Here is a 13663-nt window from a genome sequence, read left to right as displayed (position 1 = left end):
GCCGACCGTGTCAAAGGACACAGTCGGCTCCGGTTCTGCTACGACAACTGCCGTATGGCTACCCTGACTTGCTTACCGGCGGCGGGCGGTGCGACTACCGCAGCCGGGCCATGAGCGCGTGCTCCACCAGGGTGATCAGCGCACTCTTCGCGTCGGCCCGGTGGCGGGCGTCGGTGGTGATGATCGGGGTGTCGGGGCCGATCTGGAGTGCCTCGCGCACCTCGTCCGGCTGGTACGGCTGCTGGCCGTCGAAGCCGTTGAGGGCGACCACGAAGGGCAGACCGGAGTTCTCGAAGTAGTCGACCGCGGGGAAGCAGTCGGCGAGCCTCCTCGTGTCGACCAGGACCACGGCGCCGATGGCGCCGCGGACCAGGTCGTCCCACATGAACCAGAAGCGGTCCTGGCCCGGGGTGCCGAAGAGGTACAGGATCAGGTCCTGGTCGAGCGTGATGCGGCCGAAGTCCATGGCGACCGTGGTGGTCGTCTTGTCACCGGCGTGTGTGAGGTCGTCGATCCCCGCGCTGGCGGAGGTCATCACGGCCTCCGTACGCAGCGGGTTGATCTCGGAGACGGCGCCCACGAACGTGGTTTTGCCCACGCCGAAACCACCGGCCACCACGATCTTCGCGGAGGTCGTCGCCCGACCCCCGTCAGAGCTTGCGAAGTCCACTGAGCACCCTTTCGAGCAGTGTCACGTCCGGCGCACCGCCGTTGTTCTCGTCGCCGCCCGGCTGGTGGATGGCGACGAGCCCGGCCTCCGCGAGGTCCGCGACGAGGATCCGGGCCACACCGAGAGGCATCGACAGGAGTGCCGACACCTCGGCCACCGACTTCACCTCACGGCACAGGTGGCAGATGCGCTGGTGCTCGGGGAGCAGCCCCATGAGCGCTGCCGGATCGGCCGTCGTGCTGATCAGCGCCTCGATGGCGAGCTGATAGCGCGGCCGCGTCCGGCCACCGGTCATCGCGTACGGACGGACCAGTGGTTGGTCGCCCTCATCCTCGTACGGCTCCGCGTACGGATCATGAGAGGCGGTGGGCGGGGTCATGAATCCTCCGGGCGGGACAGCAAGTCGGTCGGTCAAGCCGTCTGACGAGGCCGGTGGGGGGATTGTGGCGGCCGGACGGTGATTTGGTGAGACGGGTGGTGCCGGGGCCGATCAGTGGAGCAGACTGCCCTGTAGTTCGGCGCGCAGGTCGGGGGTGAGGACCGCGCCGGCACGGTCGACCAGAAGCGCCATCTCGTAGCCGACCAGGCCGATGTCGCACTCGGGGTGGGCGAGCACGGCCAGGGACGAGCCGTCCGAGACGGACATGAGGAAGAGGAACCCCCGCTCCATCTCCACGACCGTCTGCGAGACGCTGCCGCCTTCGAAGATCCGGGAAGCCCCCGCGGTCAGCGAGGTGAGTCCCGAGGCGACCGCCGCGAGCTGATCGGCGCGGTCGCGTGGAAACCCTTCCGACATCGCCAGAAGGAGTCCGTCGGCCGACACGACGACGGTGTGGGACACCCCCGGGGTGTTGTCCACGAAATTCGTGATCAACCAGTTGAGGTTCTGTGCCGCCTGGCTCATCTGGCTCAACTAACGCTCCTGCTGGTGAGTGGGCCGCGGGTGGCTGCCGGTCTGGTTGGTACCGGCCTGGCGGCCCTGTGCGATTCCCCGACGGAGATTGGTCAGCCGGCCGCGCACCTCGTCGGGCGAGCGCGAGACCTGAGGACCACTCTGGTGGGACTGCTGCTGCGCCGTGCCCGGGACGAGGTTGGCCCGGGGTACCCGGCGAGGCAGACCGGAGGTGGTGACACCGCCCGCGGCCGGCTGCCGGACGCGCTCCGCCTGCCGTACGAGATCGTCGTTCGGCGAGCTGCGCCACGTGGAGGCGGCGGGCTGCTGAGGCGCCGCCGGGGTCTGGGGCTGGGCCGGCGGTTCGGCGGGGGCGGCGGGCTGGGCGTCCTGCGCGCGCGCCCGGCGCTCCCCGTGGAACCAGTTGGTCTCCAGCGTGTCGTAGAGCGGGGTGCGTCCGTCGCCGGGGCCGGGGGCGGGGGGCAGGGCCCACCCGTCCGCGGGCCGCTGCGGGGCGGGCCCGGCCGGCTCCTGGGGCGCGGGCCGCTGCGGCGCGGGGCCCTGGCCGCCGCCGGCCTGCGGACGGGGGAACCCGCCGCCGGCCGAGGGGTCCTGGCGGGCCGGCAGGCCGTGGCGCGGGCCCGAGCCGTTGCCGTAGGCCGACGGGCCGCCGAACGGGCCGGTCGCGGCCGGGTCCGGGGAGGCCGCCGGGGCGGAGGGCCCGCCGAAGACGTCCGGGCGGACGAACGAGCCGGTGTTCTGCGGCGCGGCCTCGCCCCGCGTGAACTGGTCCTCGCGCGGCCCGTTTCCGCCGTGCCGGCCGTACGGGTCCGCGCCCGGCTGGGCGTACTGGCCCGTGTGCTGCGGGGCGCCGGGGGCCGGGGCGTCGAAGTCGGGGCGGGCGAACTCGGCCGTGGCGGCCGGTCCCTGGTTGTCGCCGAAGCCGGAGACGGCCGGCATCTGCGCCGTCGCGTCCGGACCCTGCCGGTTGTCGTAGTGCGGGGCGCGGGCGCCCGGCTCCTCGTGGCCGCGCGGGGCGTCCAGCGAGGCACGTCCCACCGGCGGCTGCGCGTTCTCGTCGCTCCAGCTCGGCACGCGGGGCTGCGGGGTGCCGCCGGGCAGCTCGGCCCGGGGTCCGCCGCGCGGCGGGAGCTGGGGCCGGCGTCCCTGGCCGGTGTCGGCGGGGCCGCCGTCCTGGCGGGTGCCGCGCTGCGGGGGCACCGCGCCGCGGCTGGCGCCGAACAGGTCCTGGCCGCCCTGGGGGGCGTTCGGACCGCCCTGCGGGGCGCCCGCACCCGCGGGGGCCGGACGGCCCTGCTGCGGTGCCGGCGGGGACTGGGGTCCGCCGCGCATCCCGCCCGGGGCGCCGGGCCGTCCGCCCGCGTCCCGTCCGGGCAGCGCGGCGCGCGGGCCCTGGCCGGTGCCGAGGGGACCGCCGCCGAAGCCGCCGCCACCGCCACCGCCGCCGAGGGCGCCGCCGCCCTGGCCGCCACCGCCGCGACGAGCCGCCGCGGCGCCGGCCGCCGCCTGCGCGGCGGCCGGACCGCCGCCGCCCATGGCGGGCTGGCCCTGCTTGGGCTGGGGCTTGCGGCCACCCTGGGCCACGTCGACGGGGAGCATGACCAGCGCGGTCGTGCCGCCGGAGTCGGAGGGGCGGAGCTGGATGCGGATGCCGTGGCGCTGCGAGAGGCGGCCGACCACGAAGAGGCCCATGCGGCGCGAGACGGAGACGTCCACGGTGGGCGGCGCCGCGAGGCGCTCGTTGATCGCGGCCAGGTCCTCGGGGGAGAGGCCGATGCCGGTGTCGTGGATCTCGATCAGCACCCGGCCGTCGGGCAGGGCGTGACCGGTGACCTTGACCTTGGTCTGCGGGGAGGAGAACGAGGTCGCGTTCTCCAGCAGCTCGGCGAGGAGGTGCACGAGGTCGTTGACGACCCGGCCGGCCACCTCGGTGGTGGGCACCGCGGTCAGTTCGATGCGCTCGTACTGCTCCACCTCGGAGGCGGCGGCGCGGAGCACGTCGACCAGCGGGACCGGGCGGGTCCAGCGGCGGCCGGGCTCCTCGCCGGCGAGGACGAGGAGGTTCTCGCCGTTACGGCGCATGCGGGTGGCGAGGTGGTCGAGCTTGAAGAGCGAGGAGAGCTGGTCCGGGTCGGCCTCGCGCGACTCCAGTTCGGAGATGAGCGAGAGCTGACGCTGGATGAGGCCCTGGGAGCGGCGCGAGAGGTTGGTGAACATCGCGTTGACGTTGCCCCGCAGCAGGGCCTGCTCGGCGGCGAGGCGGACCGCCTCGCGGTGCACGTCGTCGAAGGCCGCGGCCACCCGGCCGATCTCGTCCCGGGAGTGCACGCCGACGGACTCCACGGAGGTGTCCACGTCCTGCGGGTCGGTCTCCGAGAGCTGCTTGACCAGCTCGGGCAGACGGTCCTGGGCGACCTTGGTCGCGGTCTCCTCCAGGCGGCGCAGCGAGCGGATCATGGAGCGGGCCACCACGAAGGCGCCGACCAGCGAGACGCCGAGCACGATGAGGATCACCGCACCGGAGAGGATGGCCTCGCGCTCGGAGGCGCTGCGCAGCTCGCGGGCCTTCTGCTCCATGTCCTCGAGCAGCGTGTGCTCGATGTTCTTCATCTGCTGGATCTTGGTGGAGCTGTCGTCCAGCCAGTCCTGGTACGAGCGCTTGTCCAGGCCGGACAGTCCGTCGGCGCTGCCGAGCGCGCGGCCCGCGTAGGTGTCGCTGGCCTCGATGGTCGGGTTGCCCTGCGAGATGGGCTTGAGGAGTTCCTCGGCGCCTTCGCCGTAGATGCTGGTGAAGGTGCGGATCTCGGACTTCTGGCTCTGCAGCGCGGACTCGGCGTACAGGCGGTCGTTCTCGACCAGCTTGCCGCGGGTGGTGTTGCTGGCCGGCAGCGCCGCCGCGATGACCGCCCGCTGCACCGAGGCGTACTCCTTGGCCGAGGAGAAGGCCGACAGGGCGCGGGTGCGCTGGATCATCTCGGGGTTGCTGGTGGCCTCCGCCATGTCCTGCGAGAGGTCCAGCAGGTGGGTGATCAGGCGGTGGTACGCCTCGACGGTCTGGGTCGAGTTGTCCTTGGCCTGGTAGGCGGTGCCGCGGATCTTGTTGAGGTCGTTCAGGTCGCTGGCGAGGCCGACGAGGCTGTCGCGGACGCCGACCAGGTTGCCGTCCTTGGAGGCGGCGTCGATGTCCTCGGAGCTGTCGAGGAAGTTCTTCAGCGCCCGGTCGGTCTTCTCCCGGTCGCCCTTCACCGAGATCGCGCTGGCGGTCGAGCCGTGCGCGAGCGGACCGGCGGACTGGTCGCGCTCCTCCTGGAGCGCGGCGGCCAGTTCGGTGGCCTGCTTGGTCATCTCGGTCAGCAGCTTCATGTTGTCGAGCTGCTGGATGTCGTCCATGGACTGGCTGATGCGCAGTCCGCCCAGTGTGGTCGCGGCGACCACGGGCAGCGCGAGCAGCGAGACCAGGCGGGTCGAGATGCGCCAGTTGCGCAGGGCTATCCGCGGTCCGGGGCCCGGTGGGGCCTTGGGTATCTCGCCGCCCGCCGTCGAGCCGGGGGAGGACGGACCCGTCTTGCCGGGCCGGCCTGGCCGGTCCCCGCCGTCGCCGGACTGTCCCTGGCCCTGGTTCTGGGCGTGCTGGGGCGAGGAGCTGACGGCCTTGGGGCCAGTCCCGCCGTGCGGCTCCGGCTCCGCCGAAGCGCTGCCATCCCTCTTGAAACGTCCCTGCACTAGCGTCGCAACCTCTGGACCAGGCGCCCCTCCGCGTGAACGGCACGGGCACGGTGTCGGCGTCTTGGGAGCGCCCTGAATACGCCCCCGTGGTGGTCGTCAGTGACCGGCGCTGGTTCCCCCTCGGGCCGCCGCGTGGCGCTGTGGTGCGCCCCCTGTGCGCCGGCTCGATACCTGCGGCGGTCCGACGAATTCCAGCACAGTGCAGGATCTCCAACAAGGCCCGCGGTCCAGGGTGTGGAATACGTGACACCACGTGAGGGACGGATCACCGCGGGTAGAAAGTGATCGGCGGCAAAACGGATGTATGTGCGCAAGTCCGCGAGGTGCGGGCCGTGTCCCAGTCGCCATGATCAGGAGCGGAATGATGGGTTCAGATGCATCATGTCCGTTTCGTCGGCATGGGGGTCCGGTCGGGAATGACCGTTTTGAGTGCTGATAAGTGAGGAAACTCACACGGTGATCACAGCCTCTCCCCGGGTTCGGCGGGAATTGCATGTTTAGCCTGACGATTTACAGAGAAGGCAAAACCGACAACCCGCGTCCCCCCAAGGGTCCTTGCACCCTCCCGGGCGCCGTACACGACAGGGTCACGTACAACCGTGAAGACGACGATGATGTTCCCCAAGACCGCCAACCCGCGGCGCACCACGCTGGCGCACCTGACCGACGCCGGCGAGCTGCGTCTCCCGGAGCCCGCGGAGCACACCGCCGAGCTGCCGGCCCAGACCGCCAACCCGCGGCGCACGGTCCTCATGGAGATCCCCGTCTCCGCCTTCGCGGAGTAGTACGGCCACCGGCCGCCCCCCGTTCAGGCGGCCGTCTCCGCCGCCCCTGCCTGAGCCGCCGGACGCACCGGCCGCGTTAGCCTGGAGCGTCAGACTTCAGCCCAGCTCAGCCAAGGGGTCACACCACCCGTGCGCATCGCCAGGTTCTCCATCGACGGGAACGTCGCCTTCGGCGCGGTCGAGGGCGACCAGCCGGACGAGCTCGTGCTCGACATCATCAAGGGCATCCCCTTCGCGGACTTCGAGCTCTCCGGCACCAAGGTGCCGCTGAGCAAGGTGCGCCTGCTGCCCCCGGTCCTGCCCAACAAGGTCGTGGCCTTCGGCCGCAACTACGCCGAGCACGCCCGCGAACTCGGCAACGAGGTGCCCGACACCCCGTTCGCCTTCTTCAAGCCCTCCACCTCGGTCGTCGGCCCCGGCGACGAGATCAGGTACCCCTCCTTCTCCGAGGAACTCCACCACGAGGCCGAGCTGGCCGTCGTGATCGGCCGCATGTGCCGCGAGGTCCCGCGCGAGCGCGTCCGGGACGTGATCCTCGGCTACACCTGCGCCAACGACGTCACCGCCCGGGACGTCCAGCGGCGCGAGAAGCAGTGGGCCCGCGCCAAGGGCTTCGACACCGCCTGCCCGCTCGGCCCCTGGGTGGAGACCGACCTCGACCCCTTCGACCTGACGATCCAGCTCACCGTCAACGGCGAGCAGCGCCAGCTCGGCCGCACCAGCGAGATGATCCACTCCGTCGAGGACCTGATCGTCAACATCTCCGAGGCGATGACGCTGCTGCCCGGCGACGTGATCCTCACGGGCACCCCGGCCGGCGTCGGCCCCCTCCACGTCGGCGACGAAGTCGCCGTCACCATCGAAGGCATCGGCACTCTCACCAACAAGGTTGTCAAGCGTGGCTAGCGCATCCGGCTCCTCCGTCCGCGTCCGTTTCTGTCCGTCGCCCACCGGCAACCCCCACGTGGGCCTGGTCCGCACCGCCCTGTTCAACTGGGCGTTCGCCAAGCACCACCAGGGCACCCTGGTCTTCCGCATCGAGGACACCGACGCGGCCCGCGACTCCGAGGAGTCCTACGGCCAGCTCCTCGACGCGATGCGCTGGCTCGGCTTCGACTGGGACGAGGGCCCCGAGACCGGCGGCCCCCACCCGCCCTACCGCCAGTCGCAGCGCATGGACATCTACGCCGACGTCGCGCGCCGGCTCCTGGACTCCGGCCACGCCTACCACTGCTACTGCTCCCAGGAGGAGCTGGACAGCCGCCGCGAGGCCGCCCGCGCCGCCGGCCGCCCCTCCGGCTACGACGGCCACTGCCGCGACCTGAGCGCGGCGCAGGTGGAGGAGTACGTGGCGCAGGGCCGTGAGCCCATCGTCCGCTTCCGGATGCCGGACGAGACGATCACCTTCACCGACCTGGTCCGCGGCGAGCTGACCTTCACCCCGGAGAACGTCCCGGACTACGGCATCGTCCGCGCCAACGGCGCACCGCTGTACACCCTGGTCAACCCGGTCGACGACGCGCTGATGGAGATCACCCACGTCCTGCGCGGCGAGGACCTGCTCTCCTCCACCCCGCGGCAGATCGCCCTCTACCGGGCGCTGACCGAGCTGGGCATCGCCAAGGAGACCCCCGCCTTCGGCCACCTGCCCTACGTGATGGGCGAGGGCAACAAGAAGCTCTCCAAGCGCGACCCGCAGTCGAGCCTGAACCTCTACCGGGAGCGCGGCTTCCTCCCCGAGGGCCTGCTCAACTACCTCTCCCTGCTCGGCTGGTCGCTCTCGGCCGACCGGGACGTCTTCACCATGGACGAGATGGTCGCCGCCTTCGACATCTCCGACGTCAACCCCAACCCGGCCCGCTTCGACCTCAAGAAGTGCGAGGCGATCAACGCCGACCACATCCGGCTGCTCGGCGCGGAGGACTTCACCGAGCGCTGCCGCCCGTGGCTGACGGCCCCCGCCGCCCCCTGGGCGCCCGAGGACTTCGACGAGGCGAAGTGGCAGGCGATCGCGCCGCACGCGCAGACCCGCCTCAAGGTGCTCTCCGAGATCACCGACAACGTCGACTTCCTCTTCCTCGCCGAGCCGGTCTTCGACGAGGCGTCCTGGAACAAGGCGATGAAGGAGGGCTCGGACGCCCTGCTGCGCACCGCGCGGGAGAAGCTGGAGGCCGCCGACTGGACCTCCCCCGAGTCCCTGAAGGAGGCCGTCCTCGCGGCCGGCGAGGCGCACGGCCTCAAGCTCGGCAAGGCCCAGGCCCCGGTCCGCGTCGCGGTCACGGGCCGTACGGTCGGCCTGCCGCTCTTCGAGTCCCTGGAGGTCCTGGGCAAGGAGAAGGCGCTGGCCCGCGTGGACGCGGCACTGGCCCGCCTCGCGGCCTGAGCCACCCCGCGTGACGGCGCGGACACGCACCGGTGCGGACAGGTGTGACGAGGGGGCGGCACCCGGCGACGGGGCCGCCCCCTCGTGCGTCGCCGCACCGGCGGGTTACGGTCGAGGCATGGGGATCACAGCCGTCGTCTGGGACGTCGACGACACGCTCTTCGACTACACCACCGCCGACCGCGAGGGACTCGGCGCCCACCTGGTGGCCGAGGGCGTCCTCGGCCGGTACGGATCGGCCGGCGAGGCCCTCGCGCGCTGGCGGGAGATCACCGACCGCCAGTGGGCCCGCTTCGCCGCCGGCGAGGCCGACTTCGAGACCCAGCGCCGCGACCGCGTCCGCGTCTTCCTGGAGCGGGAGCTGACCGACGCCGAGGCCGACGACTGGTTCCGCCGCTACCTCGTCCACTACGAGGCGGCCTGGGCCCTCTTCCCGGACGTGCTGCCCGTCCTGGACGCCCTGGCCGGCAGCCACCGCCACGCCGTGCTCTCCAACTCCAGCCTCACCGTCCAGGACCGCAAACTGCGCGTCCTCGGCGTGCACGACCGCTTCGAGGCCATCCTGTGCGCCGCCGAACTGGGCGTCTCCAAGCCGGATGCCGCCGCCTTCCTGGCCGCCTGCGAGGCCCTCGGGCTCGCCCCGCACGAGGTCGCCTACGTCGGGGACCACCCGGAGATCGACGGGCGCGGCGCCGCCGACGCCGGGCTGCTGTCGGTGTGGATCGACCGGGGCGGTCCGTACGCCGCCCTCGAACCGCCGTCCGGGCCGCGCCGTATCGCCTCCCTCTCCGAACTCCCCGCGCTCCTCGGCGCCGATACTCGTTTTGGAGCCCCGTCCACCTTCGGGTAATGTTCTTCCTGCGCCGCCGGGGAGCGGGCCGAAAGGCCGGAACCGGGGACGCGACGCTAGAACAAGATCCCTCCGGGGCTTGCGTTCCAGTGGCCTATGGTGTAATTGGCAGCACGACTGATTCTGGTTCAGTTAGTCTTGGTTCGAGTCCAGGTAGGCCAGCTCGCAGAGCTTCATCTGCGTCCGTGGAGGACTGCTCCACAAAGCCCCCGTTGTGTAGCGGCCTAGCACGCCGCCCTCTCAAGGCGGTAGCGCCGGTTCGAATCCGGTCGGGGGTACAGATCCATCCCGCGGGAACAATCAGGGTCGCACCCTTTGTTCTCGCGGTGACAACACCCGGCTGCCGCCGGGTGGGATCGCCAAGGCCCCCGTTGTGTAGCGGCCTAGCACGCCGCCCTCTCAAGGCGGTAGCGCCGGTTCGAATCCGGTCGGGGGTACTGACTGGTCTAAACCACATTGGTCTATGGTGTAATTGGCAGCACGACTGATTCTGGTTCAGTTAGTCTTGGTTCGAGTCCAGGTAGACCAGCTCGGACCTGCGGAAACGCAGTGTCCAGGCCCCCGTTGTGTAGCGGCCTAGCACGCCGCCCTCTCAAGGCGGTAGCGCCGGTTCGAATCCGGTCGGGGGTACGTCACGGATGGCCCCTCGCTCAGGCGGGGGGCCATCGGCGTGTCCGGGGTCCGGCGGCCGGTGCGGCGCGCAACTCGCCCCGGGCGGGTACGGGTTCACCCCGGGCGTCGGGGACCAGGGTCGGGGGGAGCGCCCGCCGCGGCGTTGAGGCGGACACTCCCGAGGAGGACGACGGACGGCGGTCAGCCGTTGCGGCGCAGGGCCTCCGAGAGGCGGCCGGCGGCGTCGATGATCGCCTGGGCGTGCATCCGGCCCGGGTGCCGCGTCAGGCGCTCGATCGGCCCCGAGACCGACACCGCGGCCACCACGCGGTTGGACGGGCCGCGCACCGGCGCCGAGACCGAGGCCACGCCCGGCTCCCGCTCGCCGATCGACTGGGCCCAGCCCCGCCGCCGTACCCCGGAGAGCGCCGTCGCCGTGAAGCGGGCGCCCTGCAGGCCCCGGTGCAGCCGCTCCGGCTCCTCCCAGGCCATCAGGATCTGCGCCGAGGAGCCGGCCTTCATCGTGAGCGTGGACCCGACCGGGACCGTGTCCCGCAGCCCCGACAGGCGCTCGGCCGCGGCCACGCAGATCCGCATCTCGCCCTGGCGCCGGTAGAGCTGCGCGCTCTCGCCCGTCACGTCCCGCAGGTGCGTGAGGACCGGGCCCGCCGTGGCGAGCAGGCGGTCCTCGCCCGCCGCGGCGGCCAGCTCGGCCAGCCGCGGGCCGAGGATGAACCGGCCCTGCATGTCGCGCGCCACCATGCGGTGGTGCTCCAGCGCCACGGCCAGGCGGTGGGCCGTGGGTCGTGCCAGTCCGGTCGCACCGACCAACCCCGCGAGGGTGGCCGGGCCGGACTCCAGAGCGCTCAGGACGAGGGCCGCCTTGTCCAGAACGCCGACGCCGCTACTGTTGTCCATGCAACGATACTTGCGTCTCACTCTGTGAAACGCAAGTTCAATTTTCCGTGGAACACGCCACCCTGGGTGCCACGACGTCACAGCGGCCCATGGACGGAACGGGCCTGGCGGCGGACGCCCGGGACCAGGGGGGCGCGGGCGCCGCTTCCACACGATCTAGTTGGTTCGGCGCTCGGTCGCCGGCCGGAGGGAAAGCGATGGCCAGGACACTCGCGGAGAAGGTCTGGGACGACCACGTCGTCCGGCGCGCGGAGGGCGAGCCCGACCTGCTCTTCATCGATCTGCACCTCCTGCACGAGGTGACCAGCCCGCAGGCTTTCGACGGCCTGCGCAAGAGCGGGCGCGCGGTGCGCCGGCTCGACCTCACCATCGCCACCGAGGACCACAACACCCCGACCCTCGACATCGACAAGCCCATCGCGGACCCGGTCTCCCGGGCCCAGCTCGAGACGCTGCGCAAGAACTGCGCCGACTTCGGCGTGCGGCTGCACCCGCTGGGCGACGTCGAGCAGGGCGTGGTGCACGTGGTCGGCCCGCAGCTCGGCCTGACCCAGCCCGGCACCACCGTGGTCTGCGGCGACTCGCACACCTCCACCCACGGCGCCTTCGGCGCGCTGGCCTTCGGCATCGGCACCTCGCAGGTCGAGCACGTACTGGCCACCCAGACGCTGCCGCTGGCCCGCCCGAAGACCATGGCGATCACCGTCGACGGCGAACTGCCCGACGGCGTCACGGCCAAGGACCTGATCCTGGCGATCATCGCGAAGATCGGCACCGGCGGCGGCCAGGGCTACATCCTGGAGTACCGCGGCGAGGCCATCGAGAAGCTCTCGATGGAGGCCCGGATGACCATCTGCAACATGTCGATCGAGGCCGGCGCCCGCGCGGGCATGATCGCCCCCGACGAGACCACCTTCGCCTACCTCAAGGGCCGCCCGCACGCCCCCGAGGGCGAGGACTGGGACGCGGCCGTCGCCTACTGGAAGACGCTGAGGACCGACGAGGGCGCCGAGTTCGACGCCGAGGTCGTCATCGACGCCGCCGGGCTGTCCCCGTTCGTCACCTGGGGCACCAACCCCGGCCAGGGAGCGCCGCTCTCCGCCGCCGTCCCCGACCCGGCCACCTACGATGACGCATCGGAGCGCCTCGCCGCCGAAAAGGCCCTGGAGTACATGGGGTTGGACGCCGGACAGCCGCTGCGCTCCATCAAGGTGGACACCGTCTTCGTAGGTTCCTGCACCAACGGGCGCATCGAGGACCTGCGCGCCGCCGCCGAGATCCTCCGGAGCCGCAAAGTCGCCGACGGCGTGCGCATGCTGGTCGTCCCCGGCTCCGCCCGGGTCGGCCTCCAGGCCGTCTCCGAGGGCCTGGACCAGGTCTTCAAGGAGGCCGGCGCCGAATGGCGGCACGCGGGCTGCTCGATGTGCCTGGGCATGAACCCGGACCAGCTCGCCCCCGGTGAGCGCTCCGCGTCCACCTCCAACCGCAACTTCGAGGGCAGGCAGGGCAAGGGCGGCCGGACCCACCTGGTCTCCCCGCAGGTCGCCGCCGCCACGGCCGTCACCGGCCACCTGGCCTCCCCGGCCGACCTGGCCGCCGACGTCCCCACGCCCGCTGGAGTCTGAGAGTCATGGAAGCCTTCACCACGCACACCGGCCGGGCCGTCCCGCTGCGCCGCGGCAACGTCGACACCGACCAGATCATCCCCGCCCACTGGCTCAAGAAGGTCACGCGGGACGGCTTCGAGGACGGGCTCTTCGAGGCATGGCGCAAGGACCCGTCCTTCGTGCTGAACCAGCCCGAGCGCCAGGGCGCCACGGTCCTGGTGGCCGGCCCCGACTTCGGCACCGGCTCCTCCCGCGAACACGCCGTCTGGGCCCTGCAGAACTACGGCTTCAAGACCGTGATCTCCTCGCGGTTCGCCGACATCTTCCGCGGCAACTCGCTGAAGAACGGCCTGCTGACCGTGGTCCTCGACCAGAAGGTCGTGGACGCCCTGTGGGCGCTGACCGAGGCCGACCCGCAGGCCGAGATCACCGTCGACCTCCAGGCCCGGGAGGTCCGCGCCGAGGGCGTCACCGCCGCCTTCGAGCTGGACGAGAACTCCCGCTGGCGGCTGCTGAACGGCCTGGACGACATCTCCATCACGCTCCGCGAGGAGGGCGACATCGCCGCCTACGAGGCGACGCGCCCGTCCTTCAAGCCGCGGACGCTCCCGGTCTGACCCGGCCGCCCGCCGTCGGCACGGTCGACTTTCGGCCACCCCGGCACCGCCTCCGTACCCCCGATCAGCCCGATCGGGGGTACGGCCGTGTCGGGGTCCCGGCCGCCGCGCCCGAGCCTCCTCGAATCGGTAACTTCCCACGTTAGAGCCGTGGTTGCAGGGGTACACGCCCCCTGGAGCCACGGCTCTCGCGCGTCCCGGAACGACGTGCCGAGACGTGAGTTGCCCCCTGCGCAGGCGACAACTCGCCCCAGATGGCACAATCTGTGCATGGAACACGACGGCCAACTCGAGCTCTATGCGGCGGTCGCGGTCCGGCTCAAAGAAGCGCACGCGAAAGTGCGCGCACTGCAAGTCCCGGAGGGCGTACGGATGGCGCTGACCCGGAAGCTGCTGGTCATTACGGCCGCGGCCAAACACGATCTGCCCGGTGCGGCGCGGCGTCTGGAGCGGTTCACGGCGGACCTCGACGAGGGTCGGTTCCCCGACGAGGAAGCCTGAACAGGCCGAGACAGCCGAGTCCGTTGCGGCACAAGGGTGATTAGCCCGTTTCGTGTTTGATTTGCGGTATATATCTGCCTA

General features: G+C 71.6%; 12 protein-coding genes and 5 tRNA genes. 12 read left to right on the top strand and 5 right to left on the bottom strand.

What is annotated here, in order from left to right:
• Window positions 1-94: 94 nt before the first annotated feature.
• From J5Y05_RS16050 to J5Y05_RS16035, 4 genes are all read right to left on the bottom strand, one after another.
• Window positions 95-670, bottom strand: coding sequence for a GTP-binding protein (locus J5Y05_RS16050; protein WP_210872930.1), 576 nt, complete (start codon window positions 668-670; stop codon window positions 95-97).
• Window positions 651-1049 carry a DUF742 domain-containing protein gene (locus J5Y05_RS16045; RefSeq protein WP_003997626.1) on the bottom strand — a complete coding sequence of 133 codons (399 nt, stop codon included), beginning with the start codon at window positions 1047-1049 and terminating at the stop codon, window positions 651-653. The genes J5Y05_RS16050 and J5Y05_RS16045 overlap by 20 nt, the downstream gene beginning before the upstream one ends.
• 111 nt (window positions 1050-1160) lie before the next feature.
• Window positions 1161-1574 carry a roadblock/LC7 domain-containing protein gene (locus J5Y05_RS16040; protein ID WP_018544706.1) on the bottom strand — a complete coding sequence of 138 codons (414 nt, stop codon included), beginning with the start codon at window positions 1572-1574 and terminating at the stop codon, window positions 1161-1163.
• Window positions 1575-1583: 9 nt separating this feature from the next.
• Complete coding sequence (locus J5Y05_RS16035; protein WP_210872928.1) at window positions 1584-5306, bottom strand: sensor histidine kinase; 3723 nt, start codon at window positions 5304-5306, stop codon at window positions 1584-1586.
• A 602-nt stretch (window positions 5307-5908) separates the two neighbouring features.
• On the opposite strand from J5Y05_RS16035, the gene J5Y05_RS16030 reads away from it, so the two are divergent.
• The 9 genes from J5Y05_RS16030 (at window position 5909) to J5Y05_RS15990 (ending at window position 9957) form a co-directional block, all read left to right on the top strand.
• Window positions 5909-6094 carry a hypothetical protein gene (locus tag J5Y05_RS16030; RefSeq protein WP_210872926.1) on the top strand — a complete coding sequence of 62 codons (186 nt, stop codon included), beginning with the start codon at window positions 5909-5911 and terminating at the stop codon, window positions 6092-6094.
• Window positions 6095-6223: 129 nt separating this feature from the next.
• Window positions 6224-7000, top strand: coding sequence for a fumarylacetoacetate hydrolase family protein (locus tag J5Y05_RS16025; RefSeq protein ID WP_210872923.1), 777 nt, complete (start codon window positions 6224-6226; stop codon window positions 6998-7000).
• A complete protein-coding gene (gene gltX, locus J5Y05_RS16020; RefSeq protein WP_210872921.1) occupies window positions 6993-8477 on the top strand; it encodes a glutamate--tRNA ligase in 1485 nt (494 codons plus the stop codon). Before J5Y05_RS16025 ends, gltX begins: the two co-directional genes overlap by 8 nt.
• A 118-nt stretch (window positions 8478-8595) precedes the next feature.
• Window positions 8596-9327 carry an HAD family hydrolase gene (locus tag J5Y05_RS16015; protein WP_210872919.1) on the top strand — a complete coding sequence of 244 codons (732 nt, stop codon included), beginning with the start codon at window positions 8596-8598 and terminating at the stop codon, window positions 9325-9327.
• A gap of 90 nt (window positions 9328-9417) precedes the next feature.
• Window positions 9418-9489, top strand: a tRNA-Gln gene (locus J5Y05_RS16010).
• A gap of 43 nt (window positions 9490-9532) precedes the next feature.
• Window positions 9533-9605, top strand: a tRNA-Glu gene (locus J5Y05_RS16005).
• A gap of 86 nt (window positions 9606-9691) precedes the next feature.
• Window positions 9692-9764: transfer RNA gene (locus tag J5Y05_RS16000), tRNA-Glu, on the top strand.
• Window positions 9765-9784: 20 nt separating this feature from the next.
• Window positions 9785-9856: transfer RNA gene (locus J5Y05_RS15995), tRNA-Gln, on the top strand.
• Between the two features lie 28 nt (window positions 9857-9884).
• A tRNA-Glu gene (locus J5Y05_RS15990) sits at window positions 9885-9957 on the top strand.
• A 183-nt stretch (window positions 9958-10140) separates the two neighbouring features.
• On the opposite strand, the gene ndgR is transcribed toward J5Y05_RS15990, so the two are convergent.
• Complete coding sequence (gene ndgR / locus J5Y05_RS15985; RefSeq protein WP_210872917.1) at window positions 10141-10857, bottom strand: IclR family transcriptional regulator NdgR; 717 nt, start codon at window positions 10855-10857, stop codon at window positions 10141-10143.
• A 197-nt stretch (window positions 10858-11054) separates the two neighbouring features.
• Here ndgR and leuC point away from each other — a divergent pair, with 197 nt between their 5' ends.
• The 3 genes from leuC (at window position 11055) to J5Y05_RS15970 (ending at window position 13582) form a co-directional block, all read left to right on the top strand.
• Window positions 11055-12482 (top strand): 3-isopropylmalate dehydratase large subunit, encoded by a 1428-nt coding sequence (gene leuC, locus J5Y05_RS15980; RefSeq protein WP_210872915.1) that lies wholly within the window; start codon window positions 11055-11057, stop codon window positions 12480-12482.
• 5 nt (window positions 12483-12487) lie between these two features.
• Window positions 12488-13081, top strand: a complete 594-nt coding sequence (leuD, locus tag J5Y05_RS15975; protein WP_210872913.1) for a 3-isopropylmalate dehydratase small subunit — start codon at window positions 12488-12490, stop codon at window positions 13079-13081.
• A gap of 270 nt (window positions 13082-13351) precedes the next feature.
• Window positions 13352-13582 carry an SCO5555 family protein gene (locus J5Y05_RS15970; protein WP_210872911.1) on the top strand — a complete coding sequence of 77 codons (231 nt, stop codon included), beginning with the start codon at window positions 13352-13354 and terminating at the stop codon, window positions 13580-13582.
• The last annotated feature ends 81 nt before the right edge of the window (window positions 13583-13663 follow it).

Origin of the sequence: Streptomyces tagetis, from assembly GCF_018069565.1 — a bacterium.
GTDB classification, from domain to species: Bacteria; Actinomycetota; Actinomycetes; order Streptomycetales; family Streptomycetaceae; genus Streptomyces; species Streptomyces tagetis.
Note: the sequence above shows the minus strand (reverse complement) of the source record. Positions and strands in the feature narration are given on the sequence as shown.

Excerpts from the sequence above, each read along its gene's own strand:
- J5Y05_RS16045 (WP_003997626.1), bottom strand. The coding sequence starts at position 1,049 with ATGACCCCGCCCACCGCCTCTCATGATCCGTACGCGGAGCCGTACGAG.
- J5Y05_RS16040 (WP_018544706.1), bottom strand. The coding sequence starts at position 1,574 with ATGAGCCAGGCGGCACAGAACCTCAACTGGTTGATCACGAATTTCGTG.
- J5Y05_RS16015 (WP_210872919.1), top strand. The coding sequence starts at position 8,596 with ATGGGGATCACAGCCGTCGTCTGGGACGTCGACGACACGCTCTTCGAC.
- ndgR (WP_210872917.1), bottom strand. The coding sequence starts at position 10,857 with ATGGACAACAGTAGCGGCGTCGGCGTTCTGGACAAGGCGGCCCTCGTC.
- leuC (WP_210872915.1), top strand. The coding sequence starts at position 11,055 with ATGGCCAGGACACTCGCGGAGAAGGTCTGGGACGACCACGTCGTCCGG.
- leuD (WP_210872913.1), top strand. The coding sequence starts at position 12,488 with ATGGAAGCCTTCACCACGCACACCGGCCGGGCCGTCCCGCTGCGCCGC.
- J5Y05_RS15970 (WP_210872911.1), top strand. The coding sequence starts at position 13,352 with ATGGAACACGACGGCCAACTCGAGCTCTATGCGGCGGTCGCGGTCCGG.